General features: G+C 44.9%; 24 protein-coding genes and 1 pseudogene. 20 read left to right on the forward strand and 5 right to left on the reverse strand.

All coding sequences use genetic code 11. The features are described from left to right. Window positions 1-7: 7 nt before the first annotated feature. Together AC13CS_RS07600 and AC13CS_RS07605 are read left to right on the forward strand one after the other, a co-directional pair. A complete protein-coding gene (locus AC13CS_RS07600; RefSeq protein WP_293164821.1) occupies window positions 8-1,417 on the forward strand; it encodes a RagB/SusD family nutrient uptake outer membrane protein in 1,410 nt (469 codons plus the stop codon). A gap of 75 nt (window positions 1,418-1,492) precedes the next feature. Continuing rightward, on the forward strand, window positions 1,493-3,796 hold the full coding sequence (locus AC13CS_RS07605; RefSeq protein WP_293164818.1) for a zinc-dependent metalloprotease: 2,304 nt from the start codon (window positions 1,493-1,495) through the stop codon (window positions 3,794-3,796). 116 nt (window positions 3,797-3,912) lie between these two features. Here the strand turns inward: AC13CS_RS07605 and AC13CS_RS07610 are convergent, their stop codons facing one another. From AC13CS_RS07610 to AC13CS_RS07625, 4 genes are all read right to left on the reverse strand, one after another. Continuing rightward, window positions 3,913-4,155, reverse strand: a complete 243-nt coding sequence (locus AC13CS_RS07610; RefSeq protein ID WP_293164815.1) for a DUF6520 family protein — start codon at window positions 4,153-4,155, stop codon at window positions 3,913-3,915. 35 nt (window positions 4,156-4,190) lie between these two features. Further along, window positions 4,191-4,661, reverse strand: coding sequence for a MauE/DoxX family redox-associated membrane protein (locus AC13CS_RS07615; RefSeq protein WP_293164812.1), 471 nt, complete (start codon window positions 4,659-4,661; stop codon window positions 4,191-4,193). A 96-nt stretch (window positions 4,662-4,757) separates the two neighbouring features. After that, window positions 4,758-5,684: a helix-turn-helix domain-containing protein gene (locus AC13CS_RS07620; protein WP_293164810.1), complete on the reverse strand. Its 927-nt coding sequence runs from the start codon at window positions 5,682-5,684 to the stop codon at window positions 4,758-4,760. A 45-nt stretch (window positions 5,685-5,729) separates the two neighbouring features. Further along, window positions 5,730-6,110, reverse strand: coding sequence for a DUF7793 family protein (locus AC13CS_RS07625; RefSeq protein WP_293164807.1), 381 nt, complete (start codon window positions 6,108-6,110; stop codon window positions 5,730-5,732). Window positions 6,111-6,308: 198 nt separating this feature from the next. Here AC13CS_RS07625 and AC13CS_RS07630 point away from each other — a divergent pair, with 198 nt between their 5' ends. From AC13CS_RS07630 to AC13CS_RS07715, 18 genes are all read left to right on the forward strand, one after another. Next, complete coding sequence (locus tag AC13CS_RS07630) at window positions 6,309-8,714, forward strand: aminotransferase class I/II-fold pyridoxal phosphate-dependent enzyme (RefSeq protein WP_293164804.1); 2,406 nt, start codon at window positions 6,309-6,311, stop codon at window positions 8,712-8,714. Window positions 8,715-8,726: 12 nt separating this feature from the next. Further along, window positions 8,727-9,566, forward strand: a complete 840-nt coding sequence (locus AC13CS_RS07635; protein WP_293164801.1) for an RteC domain-containing protein — start codon at window positions 8,727-8,729, stop codon at window positions 9,564-9,566. A gap of 248 nt (window positions 9,567-9,814) precedes the next feature. After that, window positions 9,815-11,305, forward strand: a complete 1,491-nt coding sequence (locus AC13CS_RS07640) for a Fic family protein (protein WP_293164798.1) — start codon at window positions 9,815-9,817, stop codon at window positions 11,303-11,305. Between the two features lie 449 nt (window positions 11,306-11,754). Beyond that, window positions 11,755-12,033, forward strand: a complete 279-nt coding sequence (locus tag AC13CS_RS07645) for a helix-turn-helix domain-containing protein (RefSeq protein ID WP_293164795.1) — start codon at window positions 11,755-11,757, stop codon at window positions 12,031-12,033. A gap of 2 nt (window positions 12,034-12,035) precedes the next feature. Beyond that, window positions 12,036-12,575, forward strand: a complete 540-nt coding sequence (locus AC13CS_RS07650) for a hypothetical protein (protein ID WP_293164792.1) — start codon at window positions 12,036-12,038, stop codon at window positions 12,573-12,575. Further along, window positions 12,572-13,234, forward strand: coding sequence for a P-loop NTPase family protein (locus tag AC13CS_RS07655; protein ID WP_293164789.1), 663 nt, complete (start codon window positions 12,572-12,574; stop codon window positions 13,232-13,234). Before AC13CS_RS07650 ends, AC13CS_RS07655 begins: the two co-directional genes overlap by 4 nt. Before the next feature lie 140 nt (window positions 13,235-13,374). Beyond that, the gene (locus AC13CS_RS07660; protein WP_482888729.1) at window positions 13,375-14,058 is read left to right on the forward strand and encodes a DUF6577 family protein; all 684 of its coding nucleotides are present in this window, start codon (window positions 13,375-13,377) and stop codon (window positions 14,056-14,058) included. 27 nt (window positions 14,059-14,085) lie between these two features. Next, the gene (locus AC13CS_RS07665; protein WP_293164784.1) at window positions 14,086-14,403 is read left to right on the forward strand and encodes a nucleotidyl transferase AbiEii/AbiGii toxin family protein; all 318 of its coding nucleotides are present in this window, start codon (window positions 14,086-14,088) and stop codon (window positions 14,401-14,403) included. Then, a complete protein-coding gene (locus AC13CS_RS07670) occupies window positions 14,367-14,771 on the forward strand; it encodes a nucleotidyl transferase AbiEii/AbiGii toxin family protein (RefSeq protein WP_293164781.1) in 405 nt (134 codons plus the stop codon). Before AC13CS_RS07665 ends, AC13CS_RS07670 begins: the two co-directional genes overlap by 37 nt. Before the next feature lie 30 nt (window positions 14,772-14,801). Next, the gene (locus AC13CS_RS07675) at window positions 14,802-15,137 is read left to right on the forward strand and encodes a hypothetical protein (RefSeq protein ID WP_293164779.1); all 336 of its coding nucleotides are present in this window, start codon (window positions 14,802-14,804) and stop codon (window positions 15,135-15,137) included. 247 nt (window positions 15,138-15,384) lie between these two features. Beyond that, window positions 15,385-15,672 carry a hypothetical protein gene (locus AC13CS_RS07680; protein WP_293164776.1) on the forward strand — a complete coding sequence of 96 codons (288 nt, stop codon included), beginning with the start codon at window positions 15,385-15,387 and terminating at the stop codon, window positions 15,670-15,672. Then, window positions 15,672-15,950, forward strand: coding sequence for a hypothetical protein (locus AC13CS_RS07685; RefSeq protein WP_293164773.1), 279 nt, complete (start codon window positions 15,672-15,674; stop codon window positions 15,948-15,950). The genes AC13CS_RS07680 and AC13CS_RS07685 overlap by 1 nt, the downstream gene beginning before the upstream one ends. After that, the gene (locus tag AC13CS_RS07690) at window positions 15,943-18,354 is read left to right on the forward strand and encodes a TraG family conjugative transposon ATPase (protein ID WP_293164770.1); all 2,412 of its coding nucleotides are present in this window, start codon (window positions 15,943-15,945) and stop codon (window positions 18,352-18,354) included. The genes AC13CS_RS07685 and AC13CS_RS07690 overlap by 8 nt, the downstream gene beginning before the upstream one ends. Continuing rightward, the gene (locus AC13CS_RS07695) at window positions 18,351-18,956 is read left to right on the forward strand and encodes a conjugal transfer protein (protein WP_293164767.1); all 606 of its coding nucleotides are present in this window, start codon (window positions 18,351-18,353) and stop codon (window positions 18,954-18,956) included. Before AC13CS_RS07690 ends, AC13CS_RS07695 begins: the two co-directional genes overlap by 4 nt. Further along, a complete protein-coding gene (locus AC13CS_RS07700; protein ID WP_482888715.1) occupies window positions 18,956-19,798 on the forward strand; it encodes a hypothetical protein in 843 nt (280 codons plus the stop codon). Before AC13CS_RS07695 ends, AC13CS_RS07700 begins: the two co-directional genes overlap by 1 nt. Window positions 19,799-19,808: 10 nt before the next feature. Next, a complete protein-coding gene (locus AC13CS_RS07705) occupies window positions 19,809-20,435 on the forward strand; it encodes a conjugal transfer protein TraK (RefSeq protein ID WP_293164764.1) in 627 nt (208 codons plus the stop codon). After that, on the forward strand, window positions 20,416-21,357 hold the full coding sequence (gene traM, locus AC13CS_RS07710; RefSeq protein ID WP_293164761.1) for a conjugative transposon protein TraM: 942 nt from the start codon (window positions 20,416-20,418) through the stop codon (window positions 21,355-21,357). Before AC13CS_RS07705 ends, traM begins: the two co-directional genes overlap by 20 nt. Beyond that, window positions 21,354-22,337 (forward strand): DUF4138 domain-containing protein, encoded by a 984-nt coding sequence (locus tag AC13CS_RS07715; RefSeq protein ID WP_293164758.1) that lies wholly within the window; start codon window positions 21,354-21,356, stop codon window positions 22,335-22,337. Before traM ends, AC13CS_RS07715 begins: the two co-directional genes overlap by 4 nt. Here the strand turns inward: AC13CS_RS07715 and AC13CS_RS07720 are convergent. After that, a pseudogene (locus tag AC13CS_RS07720) lies at window positions 22,308-22,502 on the reverse strand (oxidoreductase); the annotation flags it as partial. The gene AC13CS_RS07715 and the pseudogene AC13CS_RS07720 overlap by 30 nt on opposite strands. Window positions 22,503-22,594 lie beyond the last annotated feature (92 nt).

The raw sequence follows: 22,594 nt of genomic DNA on the forward strand, positions 1-22,594 counted from the left end.
AAACAGCATGAAAGATTTCAAGAAATATATCAAGAGTGTTTTAAGCATCTTTTTTGGTAAAGGTTGCTTACTAATTTTTCCCATAATGGGACTGATCGGTTGTTCCGATTTTGTGGAAGTGGGGCCTCCCAAAAATACCTTGGTCTCAGCGACCGTATTTAAAGATCCGGCAACGGTGGAGTCCGCATTGGCCCATCTGTATTTTGCCATGAGGGAGGAGGGGTTGGCCTCCGGCTACTTTGGACTGACCGCAAGAATGGGCATATATGCCGATGAACTGGATTATTTTGAGTTTGATCCCGAACTATTGGAGTTCCATCAAAACCGGGTATTGCCGCACAATGCGGATCTCTTGACCTGGTGGAGCCAAGCGTATCAAGTGATATACGGCGCCAATGCCATTATTGAAGGGTTGGAGGAATCCAATTCCCTGGAAGAAGGTGATCGGGACAGGTACATGGGACAGGCCCTTTTTGTCCGGGCCTATATGCACAGTATTTTGGTCTCCCTGTTCGGGGATGTGCCCTATATCACCACTACGGATTATACCCAGAACAACAAGGTGTCACGTATGCCACAGGAGGAGTTATATGATGCCATCATTGCTGATCTTTTGAGCGCAGTGTACCTATTGGAAACTACCGAGACGCAGAACGGGGAACGGGTGGTGCCCGACCAATATGTGGCCAAGGCACTCTTGGCACGGATGTACCTCTATACGGGCCAATGGGAACAGGCGGAATCCGTTTCGACGGTCCTTATCAATGCGTTTGAATTGGAGGATGATCTGAACAAGGTATTCCTTAAGGAATCAACGGAGACCATTTGGCAGTTGAAACCCGGAAATTCCCCCGTGAATACCCAGGAAGCCGGCCAAATGATCATCATCGCTGTTCCTGGGCAAACCTATGCCTTGACCGAAGGGCTTTTGGCAGCCTTTGAAGAAGGGGACGGGCGTAAAGTGGCCTGGGTAGATAATATATCCAATGCCGAGAATACGGTCACGCTTTCCTTTGCCCATAAGTACAAGGCCAGGGTAACGGAATCCCAATCCTTGGAATATTCCATCCGATTCCGTTTGGCGGAGCAGTATTTGATCCGGGCCGAGGCACGGGCGCAATCCGGGAATGGTGTTGGGGCACAACAAGACCTGAATGTCGTTCGAAACCGTGCAGGCTTGCCGGATACCATGGCAATTGGAGCGAATGACCTATTGGCCGCCATTCTAAGGGAAAGACGTGTCGAACTGTTTACGGAACAGGGACACCGCTGGTTTGACCTGAAACGTTTTGGTCTGGCAAACGAAGTATTGGGGAACCTTAAGCCCAATTGGGCGGATACGGATTTGTTGCTTCCCATTCCCGAGGCCGAGTTGGAGAACAACCCCAATCTATTGCCACAGAACCAAGGATATTGAACAGCTAAAGGAATCCCTGTGACCTAGGCCCGGATTGGATCTAGGCAGCAGGGATATCACCTAAAAACAAAGACAATGAAAAAGTTTTTTAGCATGTTGGGTTTTTGTATGATAACCCTTGTGTGCATGGCCCAGGCCATAGAACCTGTTGGTTCGGTCAAATATCAAAATTCGAAAACCCCATTTTTGGCAGCTTCCATAATTGAGGATAGGCTTGTTTTGGATATCCCCATTAGTTCTATGGAGGAACCCATACTTTGGACGAGGGTGGATGATGGGAACCGGTATGATTTCAAGCAGATAATCTTCAGACGGGACAGGAACAAGATTTATATGGAAGAGCATCGCATATGGTCAGAGGCAGGTATCTGGATACCCCTGAACGGGGATCGTAAATTGGAACGGAACATTTTGGGCGTTTTTCCCATTCTTGGGGATTCTAGCCTTGTATACCGAATTGACCTAACAGATGTGCTGTTCGATTCTTCCTTGGGATGGGAGTATTTTCCCAGTGGTCAAAAGGCTCCTGAATTGAATGTAGTGGAGGGAACCAAACAGCTGAATGGAGAAGTCATGGTCAAGGTCCATCTGGGTATGTCAAAGAAGGGTGCCAAATATACCCGACCCATGTATTTCAGTTTTATGGAACTGCCCGAACTTATGGAACACAGAAACTTTGATTATCGAATGGGTTTTTGGTTAGAACGTTCCAAAGGTTCAAGGAATCTTGGTAAAAACTATGTGGGCAGCACGGCAAGATGGCGGTTGGAAAAGAAGTTCAAGGACAGCAGGGTAAGTGTGCCCATCAAACCCATTACCTTTATCCTATCCCCGGACATTCCCAAGAAGTGGAGACCTTATATCAAAGCAGGGATTGAAGAGTGGTTGCCGGCCTTTGAATCCGTAGGCTTTAAGGACGCCCTTGTGGTCAAGGAAGTGGATAGCTTGGATCAGTGGACGGAATATGGCTTGGGCCATTCCATAGTAAAATGGACGGGCAACAAAAACATCCGTGATTTTCAAGAAGAAAGCAAAGGCTCTTCCGTGAACTTCGTTATGGACCTTAGATCTGGTGAAATTATCAAATCGGACCTTCTTTTGGGCAGTCCCATTACCCGTTTGATGGATGAGTATTTTATCCGCTGCGCTCCCCTGGATCCAAGGACCCGGGTCTATCCCTTTCCCGATGAGCTTGTTGGGGAATTGCTCCAATCTCTAACGGCCCATGAGACCGGGCATTCCTTTGGGATCAGGGATAACCACTATGGTGAGCATAGTTATCCCGTTGAAAAGATGGGCGATACGACGTGGTTAAGGCAAATGGGACATACGCCCAGTATCATGAGCTATTCGAGGCACAATAATATGGCCCAACCTGAAGATAAGGTCCCTCCCTCCTTATTGATGCAAAAGGTGGGACCGTTGGACCATTTCTATATCGAATGGGCGTATACCGAATTTCCAAAAGGCATTTCATCCGAAGAGAAGGAAGAACGGTTGGAACACATCATCCGAAGGCAGGACTCCGTTCCCTGGTATCGATTTATCAATGCAGGGTATGAAGTGATAGGGCCGGGAGCCACCGATGAGGTGGTGGATACGAACGATCCGGTCAGAGGGGCATCATTGGGTCTGAAAAACCTGGAGAGTGCGATTGCGCTAATGCCCAAAGTACATAAAGATCAAAAGGATCATCATAGGTTGGAACGTATGTATGGGGAGGCCTTGGAACTATGGAACAATACCATGAGGCATGTCCTTTCCTTGATCGGGGGATATGATGTCCAATATAAATCCATGGATCAACCTGGTAAAATGTACATGCCGATTTCCAGGGAATCCCAAAAGGAGGCTCTCGATTTTTTGATGGTGTGGGCCTTTGATCCACCGGAGTGGTTGACCAGACCGGATTTCATTTCGGAAATCACCTATTCCACTTATCCGGACCACATTTTGACCCGTCAACAGTTATTGCTGTTCGAGCTCTTACGCCCCAAGCGGATGAAAAGATTGGAACATATGCAGACCATCAATGGGTACGAAAGGATTTTGGAGTCTTATTTAATCGATTTACAAAAAGGGCTTTTCAAGGAATTGTATGGTAGTTCTGGTACTGTAGGGCGAAGAAAGCAGGAAGTGCAGTTGACCTATTTGGATCGGATGCTTACTGTCATTGATGAGGATCGGAAGCATTATGAGGCTCATGATAAAGGTTTTGTCCATTCCGATCATACCAAAGGCTTGATGATGGGCAATCTCATGGAATTGAAGAGGGAAATTGAAAAGCGAATGAAAAGAAACAAGCAAATGGAGTCCGTGGGGCACTGGAAGTTGTGCTTGAAGAAGTTGGATAGCCTTTGGCTAGCGGAAAGAGACTAGGACAGATAGTAAGGTTTTGTATAATATTCCACGGTTTGGTCTCCGTGGGAATTTTTGGATTAGCAATAAAGGTGTCCTTTTGGGACACCTTTATATCTTACAATGAAAGACAGGACTTATTCATCTCTCTCGTACAAGGGAATGGATAGATCCTCATCCAGATATACAAGAAAAATGCCTGACGTACATTGAATTTCTGAGATTTCCTCAACGCAATCAGTTTCCACAGGCTCAGGACCATCGGGAGTAGCCGCATAACCGGGCTGCATCAGGTTGCTTTCTTCCGTTGCGAAGGCCAGGCCGACCGCCATGATGATGGCGAAGGCCGGTAAAACAAGTTTTAAAAATTTAGATTTCATAATACGTTGTATTAAAAATTAATGCCTACTCTTTTCTAGGTTTTCGGCTTCCCCTGCTGTACAGTATTTTGATGTGATTGGAACTTGTATCGTTTATTGGACCAAAGTATGCCTAATAAGGCCATAAGCATAAAGGCGGTATTGAATAGGATATGGTCTTTCCATCCCATGGCCGAAATGACCCCGCCACAGGAACAAGGGATGGAATTACTGTATTTTAGAACGATGATGATATAAGTGGTGAACAGGCCCAATAGGACCAAGCTGGCATAAAGGGCCGTTTTTCGGTATTTGGGGAACCACAGAAGGCCTGCGATGACCAACTCTAGAAAGGGCACGCCCCAAGAGATCAAAGGGGCATGGGATGCAATATAGGGCATACGCTCCACCCTTAACTGAAAAGTGTCCAAATGCATCAATTTGCTGACCGCTGTATACACGAAAAGTATGGTCAGCAAAAGGCTGAACAGGGTAACAAACTTGGAGTGGATTCCTTTGAATGACATATCTTTTGAATTGATATGACAAAGTTCGTGAGTCCGATTTACTTGAAACGGAGCATTCCTTGATTCAAACGGAGTAATTCGTGTATTTTGAGTGGGTTAGCTTCTCAGGTCGGTTGGGGTTTTGCCGTATTTGTCCCGAAAGGCACGGGAGAAATGGGCGGCGCTCTTGAAACCGTTCATATGAGCAATCTCCTTTAGGGAAAGGTTGCTGTGCTGGATCAAGGTCTTTGACTTTCTAAGACGTTCTTGTGTTAGGAAACGAAAGATGGTGGTGCCATAGATCTGTTTGAAGCCATACTTCAATTTGTATTCATTCGTTCCCATTTGAAGGGCAAGGTCCTTGAGCAAGGGGAGGTCCTTGTCCAAGTTGTTGAGGATCATGTCATGGACCTCCCTGATCATTTGGATATCCTCCTGGGTCAAAGTAACCTTGTGCTCCTTGATCCCCTTGGTCACTTTGAGCTTATTTTTGGGCAATCCCGTTTCAAAGGGTTCCCCTTTGGAAAAGAAAACAGAGTTCAACACAATTTTCTGGCCGCTGCCATCCAAGGCCTGATAGACCGAAATTTGACAATCCTTGGCAAGCAAAAGACCATCCTTTGTGATGAGTTCCAGGAACAGTACCGTTTCCGACCGGTCCCGCTTCAAATGCTTCACCATCTTTTTTGTCCATACATTTTTGGAAGCCTCGGTCATGAGATCCGTGATATTTTTTCCAATGATTTCCTTTGGCAGCACTGACAAAAGGGAGCAGGTTCCGTTAGTGACCAATTCAATTTGCCCATGGTCATCCAAGATAAGGGACAGTTGGATGACACATTGTGGGGTGTTGTGCGCATTGGCAAAGCCCTGATGGATAAAGGCTGCCGCTATTTCCTCATTGACCATGTTCAGCAGGACCACCAAGGAGGCAATATTATCATTTTTATCGGAAGGCTCAAGGGAATAGAAGAAGTTGCCCTTGGCCATTTCCAGGAGCATCTTATGGATGCGCTTTACCCTAAAATCATCGGAGTTTGGCATGGTCATCGGTTTTTAAACAGTGGATCGTTTTGGCTGTTGTTGGTTTCATAGGGGTCCATGTTTTTTTAAGAAGGCCAAGGCCTCGGATTTTTTGGTAAAGGACCGGGTAGGGATCGTTTGCGCATGGGTGCCCAAGTATATGCTACTGATCACATCCGTGACCGGGGGATCGATCAAAAAGGCCAAAGCGGTTATCCATTGTGACCCTTCCAAGGCCAAATAGTCCCTTGCCGGCTTATTGACCCTTCGCACCTCACGGATGTTGCAGAGTACGGGCATTTCCCTTCCGTTTTGGAGCATCATCCTATCCCGGACGATGAGTTGGGCGGCCTTGAGGTCGATACATAGGTCTTTTTTATAAATGATGTGCATCAGCGCTTCGGTCAGCAGATAAATCGCGTATTTGTTTTCATGTGATCTTCTCATGTGGCGAAAACTGGTAAAAACCCTGAATTTACAAAAATACTTCAATCGGTTTCGTAACATGGGGACACTGTCCCAAATTAAAGGTATTTGACTTGACTGAAACGGAATAATACTTGATTGAAACGGAGTAAATGATTTAAGAATAATATTTAATCCCACAATTGCCATTACTTTTTAGGACAATTTAAACCAAACGATATGGCAAAGATCAAGCACCACAATTTTTTGAACACCGTGCATGAAGTGTTCACCGATGCAAAACAGGCCGGGGTACTGCACCTCTATGCTGGGGGAGAATCTTTTTCGGGGCGTACCATCAGGGTGGGCGGGAAGGATATGTTCCATTTTGGGACCACGGGCTATTTGGGACTGGAACAGGATGCCCGATTAAAAGAGGCCGCCAAGGAGGCCATTGATAAATACGGGACACAGTTTCCACTTTCCAAGTCCTACATTTCCAACCCGCTGTACGAAGCACTGGAATCATCCATTGGGGAAATGTATGGCCATCCCATTATCATTACCAAGAACAGCACGCTTGGCCATTTGGGGGTCATCCCCAGTGCCGTGGACGATGATGACGTGATTATTTTAGACCATCAGGTACACTGGAGCGTTCAGAACGCGGCCAAAATGCTCAAAACACGGAGCGTGCCCATCGAATTGATACGGCACAATAATTTGGAAATGTTGGAGGACAAGATCAAAAAGTACAGGGATTCCAAACGGCACATTTGGTATATGGCCGATGGCATCTATTCCATGTACGGGGACTATGCCCCGGTAAAAGAGCTGATGGAATTGTCCAAGACGTATCCACAGCTCCACTTTTATTTTGATGATGTGCACGGCATGAGCTGGGTGGGGCAGAACGGAACGGGCTACGTATTGGACCAATTGGGGGATTTGCCCGAGAATGTGCTCCTGTTCGGGACCCTGAGCAAGACCTTTGGGGCCAGTGGTGCCGTTTTGGCCTGTTCCAATTCAGAAATGTACGATAAGATAAAGACCTTTGGTGGCCCGCTGACTTTTTCGGCCCAGTTGGAACCGGCCTCCGTGGCCACTGCCATCGCCTCGGCAAAAATCCATCTGTCTCCTGAAATATATGAACTGCAAAAGGAGCTTCGGAACCGTATCGATTATTTCAATATATGCCTGTCCACTACCGAGCTGCCCTTGATAGACCGGAACGAATCCCCGGTATTTTACATAGGAACAGGAATGCCCAAGACGGGCTATAATTTTGTGAACCGACTGATGGGGGAGGGGTTCTATATCAATCTGGGTATTTTTCCAGCGGTACCTGTCAAGAACACCGGGGTACGTATTACTATTTCACGGCATAACGAAAAGCCTGAGATCAAGGGATTGGTGGAAGCAATGGAATATCATTTCCCTCTCGCCCTGGAAGATACCCAGACGAATCCCGAAAGGGTCTTCCATGCTTTTAAATTGGAACATAAGACTCAAAACGAACCGCAGGCATCCACTGAACTGGAAATCGAAACTTTGGATTCGATTGACCAGGTCGATAAAACACAATGGAACCGCTATATGGGTGGACAAGGGGTCTATGATTGGGAGGGACTGCAATTTTTGGAAGCGGCTTTTCAAGGAAACCCTTGTAAGGAACACAATTGGTTGTTCCGGTATATCGTTGTCAAGGATTCTAACGGTATTCCCATCTTGATGACCTTTGTAACCCTTTCCCTTTGGAAGGATGACATGCTTGCCCAATCACAGATATCCGCTGCCATGGAACAAGAGCGGTTGGAAAAGCCTTATCATTTGACCTCTATGGTTCTGTCCTTGGGTTGTTTGTTCACGGAGGGGAACCACCTGTATTGGGATACATCACATGAACAGGGGGCTGCTGCAAGGGTGTGCCTTTTGGAACTTTTGGAAAAAATGGAACACCACTTGGGTGCAAAAATGACGGTGCTGCGTGACTTTGAAGCAGAATCAACTTGGAACGAGACGCTTTATGGCCATGGGTTTTTGCGGGTGCAGATGCCCAACTCCTGTACCGTTGACCTGAAAGGGATTGATACTATGGAAACCTATATGGAACAATTGTCATCCAGAAACAGAAGGCATTTTCGGAAGGATATCCAACCGTTTTTTGACTTGACTCAAATCGAAACCACTTCCATGGCCGATGCTTTCCAAATACAGGAATTCAAACGCCTTTTTGGAGAGGTACAAAAAAGGAACCTCGGCCTGAACACCTTTTCATTTCCAGACCAACTGTTTGACTTAATGAATGACAATGAACATTGGGAATTTATAGTTCTTACGCCAAAAGGGAAACCCAAAACCATCCTCGGGGTGATGTTCTGTTATATCAATCAGTCAGCTGTCTATGTTCCTGCCTTTGTCGGCATGGACTATGACCTTTTGGAAACCTATTCGACCTACCGCCAATTGCTGTACCGGACCATTGAACGGGCCTTGGCGCTGAACATGCCCAAAATCGATTTTGGGATGACGGCCTCCTTTGAAAAACGGAAACTCGGGGCTGTTGTCCATGAAAAATTCGCCTACCTCCAGACCAATGATAATTTTATTCTGGAATTGCTCGGAATCATGGAAGGACAGCATTAATGGTCGATTGTCATGAAGTACCAAAAGTTGCTATCGGAATTTGAGGGTCAGTTGGAGGCCTTGGAAAGCGGGAACGGTGATATCCTTTACAAAGCGGAGAAAGGCATTGCGATTGTGGAGAAGTGTATCCGTAAATTGCAGAAACAGATTGTGGGCAAGGACTTTGAGACGCAATCCGATGAGATTTATTTTTTCAAGCATGTCAAGCCCCAGATCTTTAGCAAGCTCATCTATTATATCAGGCTCTTCAGCATTGAGAGCAAACGCCCGCGGGGAAAGGATGTGGCCCAGGTCAAATATCTCCAGCAGCAGATTGATAAGCTACAGACCTTTTTTAACGACAACCTTGAATTCTATAACTATTACCGGCGTGGTGCCATGTCCATGGACGAACAATACTTTGTTCGCGGCAATCGGGACCTGCGCATGCCCCTGGAATCTTTTCACTTTTTGATCGATGACCAGTTCTCCACCTGTCAGGACGGCACGGTGGCCACCATCATGGCCTATGACATGCTCATTGTGTATCTGAGAAAGGAAGTGGACGATCTCAATAACAATATGGAACCTACAAAGAACACACCAATGGAAAAACCATCAAAACTTTTTTGGACCGGGAGCAAGACCGACCTGATTGAACTGTTGTATGCGCTCCATGCCAGTGAGTCCATCAATAGCGGCACGGTCGACATCAAGGAGATGGCCTCCCATTTTGAACATTTTTACAATATCGATTTGGGCAACTACTACCACACCTTTATAGAGATACGGTCAAGAAAGACCAGTAGGACCCGCTTTTTGGACAAGCTCATTGAACTGCTTAACCATCGCATGGAATCCTTGGACGAATAACCGAAAAAATCCCCAACTCTATGCTAAGATGAAGGATTTCAATTTTGGCGTAGTACATCATTGTTGATCCAGATATTGAAAAAATTCATCAAAGCACACCTTTTAATGGAAAACATTCTCCAGCTTGGAATGATTTTAACGCTATGGTAGAAAAAAATGCCTTTAACAACCTGTAATAGAAAATATTCTCTAAAAAATGAATTAAAACAGAAAATATTCTATAAATTTGGATATTGAAAGCAACTATAATGGAAAAAAATAGACCAATCCATTTACAGGAGATTATTTTTTCTTCCAGTGACAAGGCATTGAGCAAACAGATTTCCAAACTGGAAAAGGAAGGGCAAATAAGAAAGATCGCCCCGCGCATCTATACCTCCAATTTTGTGGATGAGCCCAGGGAGATCATTAAAAAAAATATTTTCACGATTCTCGGGGCCCAATATCCCAATGCCGTTTTGAGCCATAGATCGGCATTGGAATTCAAGCCCACTGCTGCGGGACATATCTTCGTGACCTACACCTATACCAAGAATATCAAGCTGCCCGGGATTACCATTCGTTTTTTGGAGGGAAGGGGGCCTATGGACGGGGATACCAAATTTTCGGGCAATCTGTTCGTATCACAGCAGGAGCGGGCCATTCTTGAAAATTTGCAGGTATCCAGAAAACAAGGTCCGGAATCAAAGACAATACCGCTTCCGGAACTTGAGGAAAAGCTGGAGCAGATTGTTCGTGTCAAGGGAGAGAAGGGGCTGAACGCGACCAGGGACCGTGCCAAGAAAATTGCTGTAGAATTGGGGATGAACAAAGAATTTGGAAAACTGGACAAGTTGATCAGTGCCCTGTTGACCACCAAACCTTCAAAACTGTTATCCTCTCCGGTTGCCCTGGCCAGGGCCTTTGGGAACCCATATGACCCCGCTAGGATTGCACTGTTCGAAAAACTTTTTCAATATTTGAAGCAATTGGAGTTTAGACCCATCCCAGAGGTCAATGGTACCAAAACGGCATTTAGGAACTTTGCTTTTTATGAGGCCTATTTTTCAAACTATATAGAAGGGACCGTATTTGAACTGGAAGAGGCCAAGAACATTGTACGGACAGGAATGCCACTTCCGACCAGGGATGAGGATTCCCATGACGTGTTGGGCACCTATGGCATTGTCAGCAACAAAAAGGAAATGGCCCTGACCCCCATGACGCCCGAGGCATTGATCGATATATTGCAATACAGGCACGGGCTATTGCTGGAGGCCAGAAAATCAATGAACCCAGGGCAGTTTAAGGATAGGAACAATAAGGCCGGACAAACCCATTTTGTGGATTTTAATCTGGTACGGGGGACATTGATCAAGGGGTTCGAGTATTACAGGGTCCTAAAAGATCCTTTTTCAAGAGCGGCCTACATCATGTTCATGGTAAGCGAGGTACACCCTTTTTTGGATGGAAATGGTAGAATGGCCAGGGTGATGATGAATGCGGAACTGGTCAAGGAGGGTCAGAGTAAAATTTTGATCCCGACAGTGTACAGGGATGATTATATTGGGGCTTTGCGGCGTTTGACCAGACAAGGGGACCCAGCGGTATATGTGAAAATGTTGAGGAGGGCCCATGAGTTCAGTTCGACCATTCTGGCAGAGGACATGGACAGGGTTGAGGCCTATTTGGAAAAGTGCAATGCGTTCAGTGATGAAGAGGGGACAGTCCTTAAGTTCAACTATGATGATCGGCCTTGAACGAAGGTCGCACATTGAAATTATGGCATACAAGAAGAAGCTGTTCTTTTTTGCATCAATATCTATAATAGAAGCATAGCTGGATTGGGGATGGACCCTAGGATCAGGTTGCTGGGAAGCCCATCGATATTCCAACAACGGATGTAATCCTTGGATGAGTGGATCTTGGATTTTCCCCAAGGTGGTACCCACCTTGGGAGTTTTGTTTTTGGGCCTGCTAAGGGCTCTTTTTTGTACCCTGTTGCACCGTAGAATTGATTACCATGTATCAAATCACTCCATTTGTGACCAAATTTTATGTTGCAAAAATCTTTCCCAAGGTGGGTCCCATCTTGGGAAGTTTTTCCAAAAACCTTTTTGAGTTTTGTCCTTGAAAGTCAAATCGATGGAAGGGCCATCAAATGAAATGACAGTAATGCGATGGTCCTTCTTTTTAAAACTCAGAAACTATGGGAGCGACCATTATCACAACACAAGACCTGATGGAGTTCAAAGTGGAACTTTTGGAGGACATCAAGGAACTATTGCAAAACCACAACGGCCCAATGCCCAAAAAATGGCTAAAATCCAACGAGGTTCGGGAACTCTTGGGAATTTCTCCCGGTACTTTGCAAAATTTACGTATCAATGGCACATTGCCCTATACCAAGATCGGTGGCGTCCTCTACTACGAGTACCATGAGATTATGGAGGTATTGGAACAGAACAAGATACATAATCGTATCTAGGTTTGGAAGAAGTCAATTATATCAAACATCTCAATGGGGTTTTTGAACAATTCTCCAAGGACAGTCGACTAAATCCCACACATATCAGCCTCTATGTGGCCTTGTTTCAATTCTGGAACACCAACTACTTTAAATCGGAGTTCTTTATCAACCGGGACGAGGTCATGCAGTATGCCAAGATCGGATCCAAATCTACCTATCATCGATGCATCAAGGAACTCCACCATTGGAGTTATATCGTTTACACCCCATCCCACAATCCTTTCAAAGGGAGTAGAATCAAGATGTTCGATTTTGGGACAAGTACTGGACAAGTGGTGGACCAAAGCCGTACCCATATCGGGACAAGCAATGGACAAGCAGTGGTACCTATAAACAAACATATACAAACCTTGGAAAACCAAAAAAACAATAACAAACGGGCCGATTTTAAAAATCTGGATTTTGATGGTTTGGAAAACATGGGCAAACAGAAGGCCAGTGTCCCATATCGGGACAACCTTAAGACCAAGAAGCACAAAAACTACAATGAACCCCTGTGAAGTACCATGCCCCACATATCATCACCGAAGGAGCCATTCAATATCCGCTGGGCACCCTCAAGGGCAGGGAAATCCATTACGATTTTGAAAAGATCCTTATCTATCTTGATGCCAAGGGAAAGCTCCTGTTCGGCAAAAAGTTCAAGATTTACCGAGAGGATCGGGATACTCTTTACAAGCTCTGCCTTTATTTTATCCAAGACAAGGCCCGCTGCTCCCAATTGGGCATTGATATCAACAAGGGCCTTCTTCTTTCCGGACCTGTGGGATGTGGCAAGACCAGTCTCATGAAACTGTTGAAACACATAGTCCCCCATCAACGTCCCTATGATGTCATCCCCTGCCGGAACATTGTCTTTGGCTTTAACCATATCGGTTATAAGATTATCGAAAACTATGGAAATTCACAGTTTTTCTGTTTCGATGATCTGGGTGTTGAACCCACTGGCCGGCATTTTGGGCAAGACTGTAATGTCATTGGGGAGATACTGCTCTCCCGCCATGAACTCTTTATCAATGAAAAACGTAAAACACATGCCACCACCAACCTCAATGCCGAAGAACTTGAAGAACGCTATGGCAATCGTGTACGTTCTCGGATGCGGGAGTTGTTTAATTTGGTGGCTTTTGATAAAAAGAGTAAGGATAAACGAGTTTAATCTTTATACTAAGATTTGGCAATTATATAAATTTACTGCCGAATCTTAGTTTTTCGTATATTTGTATAAAGCAATAGGAAATCGCAAACAAATCCCTACATATTGATGCACTAAAGAACAGTTTTGATAAGGAGCAAATAATTACCGTTGCTGATATTATTGAGTTTTATGGCCAATTTGAGGAGAAGGTAAAGCGTTCCACCATTGATTGGAGGTTGTATAAACTGACTCAAAAAGGTATTCTTTATAGACAGTCCAGAGGCATCTATTCACTTACCGAGAAAAAAAAGAAAACCTATACACCTGAAATTACGAGGTCGCTAAAAGTTCTAGCGGGTAAAATTCATAATCAATTTCCATATATTGACACCTGTTTGTGGACAACAAAGTGGCTTAATGAATTCATGTTGCACCAACCTGGAAGATTTTATACCGTACTGGAGGTCGATAGGGATGCCGCCGAATCGGTATTCTATGCCTTGAATGATATGGGCAAGGAGGTGTTCCTAAATCCTTCCCAAGACATATTGAACAAATATGTGTCTCACTCAAAAAATCCCATCATTATTGTCCCACTTATTACGGAAGCTCCTGTTCAAGAGGTAGATGCCTTTAGTACCTGTTCCTTGGAAAAAATGTTGGTGGATATCTACTGTGACCCGGAATTGTTCTCTACATTTCAAGGTGCAGAATTGAAAAGAATTTACCAAACAGCTTTTGATCGATATAGCATTAGTATAGCCAAGATGTTAAGATATGCGGATAGAAGAACGAAGAAAGCTGAAGTAGAATTGCTTATATACAAACAAATAAACGGCAGTTAATGGTAATTACTGCCAAATCATAGTAAAATGATAGATACGGAATCCCTGACAAAAAAATGGATAGATCACATGGCCAAAGAGAATCGGTCAGATTCCATTTTGGTGGAAAAAGTGGTGCAGGCACTTTACTTGTTGGAACAACTTGTGGAAAGCGGTTTGGAATTTATTTTTAAGGGAGGAACAGCCTTGATGCTTTTGCTTCCTGAGCCTAAAAGGTTTTCTATTGATATAGACATTATCGTTTCAAAAAAGCCAGAAGATTTGCACACTATTTTTGATGCTCTAATCAAAACTTCTCATTTTAAGGGTTGCGAAAAGGATGTCAGAAAACAAAGTCTGATATAGAAAAAGCGCATTATAAATTTTTTTATAATCCAGTTACGAATACGCTTTCTGACCAGGAATATATTTTACTCGACATTTTATTTGAGGAGAGTCACTATGGGGAGCATACCGATATGATTCCAATAAATTCACCTTTTGTTCAAATAAAGGGTGATCCAACATATGTTGCCGTACCTACCGCAGAAGCCATTCTTGGAGATAAGTTGACCGCTTTTGCCCCAAATACCACTGGTATTCCTTATGGTCGGGATAAGGAAGTGGAAATTATCAAACAATTGTTCGATGTGGGTCACTTATTTGATATGGTGTTTGATATTGAAGTAGTATCAATAGTTTTTGATCGATTTGCTAAAACAGAACTTACCTAGAGGAATATTAATGAATCTCCGGAGGTGGTCTTGGAGGATACATTGGAAACAGCCATGGTTATTGCAACCAGAGGGAAATCTGGTAAAGGACAATTTGCCGAGCTCCAAAAAGGGATTCAAAATATCAAAAATTATATCTTTTCAGAAAATTTTCATCTTGAGAGAGCTATGGTTCCTGCTGCCAAAGCTGCATATGTATCTGCAATGATACAAAAGGGTGCCAAAGAAATTCATCACTTTTCAGATCCGGAAGAAATTGTTGATTTGATTATTGAGCAACCCAACGAAACAAGGTTGAACAAGCTAAAAAAAACCAATCCAGAAGCATTTTTCTATTGGTGGAAAACCTTAGAATTAAAAAAATAAATCACAAGCTACCCATTGGTCAAAATCAAAAAAAGCAGTTTTCACGACCATAAGCATACTTGATTTTTTCTTTATTTAACATTCATCTGTTGATTTGCCATAAATTCTGTGCTCAAAACCCAGCAAAACGCCCCATTCCAAAGCAGTTGATATTTTATTCACAAATAACTGATATTCAATTGTTTGAATTCAATTCTATTATACCTTTCACATATCAAAAATCGTCTAATCCCAAAGCGTTTACGATATGCGAAAATCACTGTTCATCACCATTCTTTTCTTATTTGTTTCCAGTTCCATTTTGGCCCAGATCGGGGGTATCGAGGATTCGGTCAATGATATTTCCGATACCATCCGGGCCATCTTCCCCATCATTTTGGGCGTTATCTTTTTGGTGGGCTTTTTGTTCAATGCGGGACACTTCTTCGGGGAGAATTCCGATCTGAAAAAAGGGATAACCCGTGTACTTGTCTTTGTCCTGATCGCCGGGGCGGTGGTCGGCATCTTTACTTACCTCATTGGAATCGTGGTGTAATGAAAAAATACGAGGTCTACCGAAATATCCGCAAACGGGCCATGATCATGGGCCTGCCACTATCCTTGTTTGCCTTGCTAATGGTATCGGTCATCGGTTCCCTGCTGATCATCATATTTTCCTTCAGTTTTGGTGTCATCGTAGCCCTGCTGCTGTTCAATGCCCTGTTGTTCGGGGCATTGGCGCAGTGGGCCAAAAAATCCCAATTATTTGCTATCCAAAAGGTCTTTCCTCGGACCATCAGCAACAAACGCTTAAGCCCCTTCTCCTATGCATAAGATCAACCTAAATTCATATCATCCCATTCTGGATATCCAGGGGCATACCGTGTTTGCCAACAACGGCAATGTAGTTTTGTGCTATGAGGTGGCATTGCCCGAAGTGTATTCCCTTTCCGAGCCCGATTTTGAGGAACTGCACAGTATGTGGTTCCAGGCCTTCAAATCCCTGCCCTCGGGAACGGTCATCCATAGGCAGGACAACTACCAAAAAGTGGGATATGATGCCGGGCAATTACCCGATCGTACCTTTCTGGAAAAGGCCACCCATGATTATTTTAAGGGCAGGGAATACCTAAAACATCAAAGCTTTCTGTTCTTTGTACTCCCCTTGGACAAGGCCCTGAATGCGGCCAAGTATGTGAACCCCTTTCGGAAAACGGAAAAAGGCTATTATCGAAAATTGGACGTCCAGGTAGCGGAATTCATCACCGCGGTGAACGATGCCGTTTCCTACATCAACAATGGCCAGAGAGTGTCACTGGTGCCCATGGCACCCGCCGGGATTCTCACCCATACGAACGATTATTACAATGGTTTCAATCAAGATTTCGATACGGATATTTTATTGGGCAAAAAACATATCGAGATCGGCGACCATTATTTTGATGCCATAGCCGTCAACAATGAAGGGTGTTTTGGAGGAACGGTCCAGAGCAGTAAGATCAATGAAAAATTCACCTCGGATGATTTTACGTTTCATCAAGGGTTTATTGATGGGCTGGGACTGGACCTTAACGAAAACCACATCATCAACCACATCCTCTATCTGGATGACAAACACAAATGGCGCAAACTCTTGGACAAGAAAGTGGAGGAGCTCAGCAAAAGTTCCAATTTTGGCTCCCAGAACAAGGTCGTCCTTAAAAAGGTCCAGCATATCCTGGACCGGATCAATACCGATGATTCCTCACGCATCATCCGCGGCCATCTCAATCTTGTTTTCTGGCATTCGGAGGCGCAACACTTGAAACGAATCGCATCCCAGATCAAGGCAGGATTTAAAGAATTGGACATCGTGCCCTACCACCCCAATGGGGAGGAACGCAAGCACTACTTTTTGAACTCGAATCCCTGCCATGCCACCAACTTCTCCAATGAGGATCTGTATGTCACGGATCTGAAACATGCCCTCTGCCTCTACATCAACAACACCAACTATAAATCGGATATCACTGGGATCCTCTTCAATGATCGCCAGCACAACATCCCCGTATTCAAGGATGTTTGGGACGAACAGAAAAAACGCATCAAGGCCCGGAACTTTGCCATTTTTGCACCTACGGGGGAGGGCAAATCCTTTTTGGCCAACAATATGTTGCGGCAGTATTTTGAGCAAGGGATCCGACTGGTCCTTATCGACTTGGGAGGCTCCTATGCCAAGTTTGCGAAGCTCTATCCCGATCAACATATCATCCTGCGTTATGAGCAGGGCAAAAATTTGGGCATCAATCCCTTTTTCATTTCAGATGAATCGGATCTGACCCCGGAACGTTTGGAAGACCTTGCCATTTTTTTATTGGAATTGCTGGCCGTGAACCAAGCTTCCAAATCCCAGGAAGTGGCCATGAAAAAGGTGCTGCTCCATTATTACAAAACTGTACGGGAACACCATTCCCTTGCCTCACTGTACCGGTTTGTGGACCATCATAAGGACAATCTGATCAAGGAGCTCCATATCAGGGAAGAGGATTTCAGTGTTTATGGATTTCTGCACATCCTATCGGAGTATGTGGCGGGTGGCCTGTACAGCTTCCTGTTCCATGTTGGCGAGGACCAGGCCTATACCATCGAGGACAAGCGGATGATCATCTTTGAACTGGACGAGGTGCGGGACAACAAGGAAATCCTTTCGGTGATGCTCAAGCTCATCAAATCGGCCATCCAACGGACCATTTGGAGAAACCGTTCGGAGCGGGGCATTATCCTCTTCGATGAGTTTGCCAAGCAGCTGAAGTTTGCGAACGTGCTGGAAAGTGTGGAATTCTATTATCAGGCCATCCGGAAGCAGAACGGGGCCATTGGCATCATCCTACAGTCCATCAACCAATTGCCCAACAATTCCACTTCCGCGAGCATTTTGGAGAATACCCAGGTCATTTACAGCCTCCGTAACGAAAAGGGCTATGATGAGCTGAAAACCAGATTGAACCTATCATCCCATGACCTGGACCAGCTGCGGTCCATCCGCAATAACCTGACGGGGGATAGGAAGTACACCGAAATCTTTATCAAAATCGGAAAGGAGAGCAACATCTTCCGTTTGGAAGTCCCGCCCGAAGTCTACGCTGCCTATCTCACCGATGGCTCAGCAAGCACCGAGATTATGCACCTCTATGAAGAAACCCAAAACATGGAACAAGCCATCAAAGCATTTATTCACCTTAACAAAGAAACCCTATGAAGACTACAAAGCTACAAGCCATCAGGAAAAAAGCTCTGACCTTGGTCATGGCCCTAACCACTAGCCTATTATTGCCAGCAGGCGCTGCCTGCCAGGGGATGCCGGTGTATGACAATACGAACTTTATCAGTATGACCAAATCGCTGGTGGAGTCGGCCAAACAGACCTCAGAGCTATTGAAGACAGTGCAATTTCTAAAAGAGCAAAAGGACAATATTGTAAAGGTCAACAATACAATCAAACAATTGAAAGCCCTACAGGAGCTGACCAAGAACAATGAGACCCTGTTCCGAACCGTGCAACGTGATTTAAGGGACATCTTAAATTCCCCCTATATCAAAGCTGGGGAAGTGGAACAGGTATCGCGCTCTTTTGACCAAATCATGGATACCGCCATTGACGATCTGGATTTTGTCAACCAAATCCTGTCCAATGACTTTTTAAAAATGACCGATGCGGAGCGTACTGCCATTCTGATGGAAAAGAAGAGGCGGTCCCAGGAAATGGTCGCTGAACTTCAGGTCAAGACCCGACGGTACCGGGAGATCATCTCCTTTCGGAAGATGCAGGACATCATTAATAACAGGGAAACCGAATATTGATGATGGCGGGGTTCTTTTTGGGCATAGGATTGGAGTATGTGGACGCGGTCTTTCAAACGATAAAGGACAGTGATTTTTCACAATATACCATCGTGGGGATGAAGGCCTTGGCCGTACTGTTCTTTTTGGTCAACATTCTGAAGAAATACAACGAAGGCATCGCAGCTACCGATGGGCATACCTGGGGACTCACCCCCACGGAACTGGCCAAGAACTTTTTGATCGTGCTCTTGGTGATATTCTCCACAGAGGTATTGGGGGTTTTTGACGACATCTTGGTAGCCATTGAATCCCAATACCGGGACACGGCTCCGGCACTTCTCCCCTTACAACTGCAGGACGTGGATCTGGAACGGGATGTGGGTGCCCTGGAAGCCGCCAAAAAGGCCATGGCCCTGTTATACGAGGCCCTGGTCACGCCCTTGTACGGTTTAAAGGTGCTGGCCTTTATCCTTGGGGTCATGCTTTGGTTGATGGACCTGTTCATCTATCCCTTGTTCTTGGCAGAGCGGTATTTCCTGTTGGGGGTCATGCAAGCGTTTTTCCCCTTGGTCATCAGTCTGTCCGTGTTCGAGAAATTCCGCTCATTGGCCTATACCTTTTTTAAGCTCTATGCCGGGGTCTATATGCTGGTGCCCGCCTTCTTCCTGGTCAATGTCTTTGTGAACAACCTCTATACGGAGATCAGTACCAATTTCTGGGGCAACCTGTTCGGTACGGATTGGGGCAGTGAGTTCTTTGCCTCCATCATCGAATTGGGGACCATCGGCTTTATCGTTTTGCTCAAGTTCAAGCTCTATCGACGCGCGACGCGTTTTACCCTTCGATTGTTCACCGGTTAAATTTTGATCTATGAAAACACCTTTTAAAAATATCCAACAGCTTTTGCGAATGAACCGCTTCGTGGTCCTCTCTGTTATCATTGTCTCGGGATTGGTATCGCTAGTTTCCGTGATTCTGGTCGTTCGAACACATCATCAGGCCCTAAACCAAGCTTTTATGGTCAGTGATCAGGGGGACGTGATTCCCTTGAAGCTCATCGACCAAAGGGAGAACCTTGAAGTAGAGGCCTTGGCCCATTTGGAACAGTTTCATCGATTATTCTATGAAGTGGATGCGGCCAATTATGAGCAACATATGGAAAAGGCCCTTTGGTTGGGCAATGCTTCGGTGGATGCCCTCTACCGACAGAAAAAAGCGGAAGGGTTCTATAACCGTTTGCTGCAATATTCCCTGGTACAGAAAGTGCGTAGCATTGCATCCAAGGTGGACCTGCAAACGGAGCCTTACACCTTTGAGACCGTCACCGTATTTGAGATCAACCGTGGGTCGGTCACCGATACCTATGAGCTGACCACCACGGGAAACCTGATCCATGTGGACCGGAACTTTCCGAACAATACCCATGGCCTGTTGATCACCAACTTTTTTGAAAATACCTTAAAAAGAATTGAAAATTATGAAAGTAGAGAAAAATAAGATTGTCTTTGCGGCAGTCGTTCTTTGCGTGGTCCTGTTCATTGTGGGCTATGCGACGATGGCATTGGGCGAGGACGAAGAGCCTACCATTGACAATAACCAGATTCCGGTACCGGAACTGGGGGAGGAGCAGGAGCAGTACAAAACCAAACTGGAGGCCCTGGATGCCATCAAGGAAGAGCGGCAGATCAATGCCCCGAGCATCTATGATGAGAACCTGTTGGATTCCACAGGGGTATACGACCCGGACCTGATGGAAAAGAAAAGGATACGGATCATTGACAGTATCTACAATGAAGGGCGCATTGATTACTCGGAAGGGACATATCGGAAATCCAAGACCGGGAAAATGGCAATGGGCAATACCAAAAGGGATACGGTATCAACTTCTAAAAAAGTTAATGACAAAGACCCATCCATTGAAGTGAAGGAATTGGGGTTGGAGCACGAGTTGTTCTTTGCCTCAAACCCCATGGAAAGGCCCATGGAGGTGAACGAAACCACGGATGCTCAGCTCTTGGTCAGGGTGGATGGCACCCAAACGGTACGCCAGCATAACCGATTGCGGATGCGGCTCTTGGAAGAGGCCATGATCAATGGTACCGTGATTCCAAGGAATACGGCCATTTACGGATTCGTGAGCTTTAAACCCAATAGGGCCATGATCAATATTGAACATATCGACCACAACCCCATAAATCTCGGAGCATATGACCTTCAGGATGGCAGTGAGGGCATCTATATCGAGAACAGTTTTCGGGCGGAGGCCGGAAGGGAAGTGGTGGGGGATGCCATTGATGATATCAATATCAGTGGTGTGCCGCAGGTAAGGGGCATCAAATCACTTTTTCAAAGGGACAACCGCTTGGTCAAGGTCACCATAATGGACAATTATCAACTCATTTTAAAGCTAAAACAATGAAACGTATTTTAATAATCTCCATACTTATAATAAGTAGCCAAATGTCGGCACAAAAACATTTGGACACCATCTATGCGAACGAGCATAAGAACGTGGCTTTGTTCTTTCCTGAACCTATCCGTCAGGGCATTGTGGGCGCTCCGAATTTTGTGTTTACCTATAACCGGGAAAAGGAGCAGTACCTTGGTTTGGTACAAGCCAGTCCGGGCAAAGAAAGCAACCTATTGGTGTTGACCAAGGATGGACGGGTATATTCCTATATCCTGAAATATCGAAAACAGCTCGGCAAATTGAACCATTTTGTTGCCGATTCTGAAAGTATCGGGACCGAAAGATCGATTGTAATTGGCCAAAAACAAGAGGACAAAGAACTGGACAGTACTGCGAAGCGCAGGGAATATTTTGAACGTTTTTGTAGCTACCTTTTAAAGCGCAAGAACGAACGGTTGGCCACCAAGCGGAAAAGAAGCATTAAACTTCAGTTACAGAAAATGACCTATAACGGGGATGTGACCTATTTGGTCATGCAAGTGTCAAATAATTCGAACATTGATTTTGAGGTGGACTATCTAAAAGTTTATAGTATTGCCGGGACAAAAAAGAAAAAGGCCTCCCATCAAAGACTGGAAATGGTTCCGATGTACAAACACCAAGGGCAGAGTAAAATTAGTGGAGGGAGTTCCAAAAGGTTTGTATATGTACTTCCAAAGTTTGTTTTGGGGGATGACGAGGAACTTGAAATCGATCTTAAGGAATTGAATGGAAACCGAAGGATCAATCTTTGGCACAAAAATCATCAGATCAAAAGATTGAATGCTTTTTGGCGCAAAAACATTTCGCATGGTTCCCAGTTTGCCAACATAGGTTCGATTGGCTGTTTGGTTATCACCGTCAGTAATATGTTCCAAAAGTTCAATTTTTACCCCTCCAGTAGAAATGATTTTGGTACGGATGTTGAATGGAGAAACTTCTTGCCTTAAACCTTCCGATATCACCTTTACAGTACTTTTTGTTGCAGACCCTAAAAAAGAAATGTGTCCAGCCACAGAAGAAACGTTGATAAAATGATCGGATTTTTGCTTTTTCATATGAGGAGGCGTTATTGCAATGCCGTAAAGTACATCCTTTATGTTCTCCTTTATCATTTCTGATTAGAGATGCGTTGATTCCAAGAGAAAATCAATTGCTATAGGATGGCACTTAAGGTTGGCAGCAGATTGTTATCAGGGGAGGGGGC

The organism is Flagellimonas sp. B-3, from assembly GCF_056857835.1.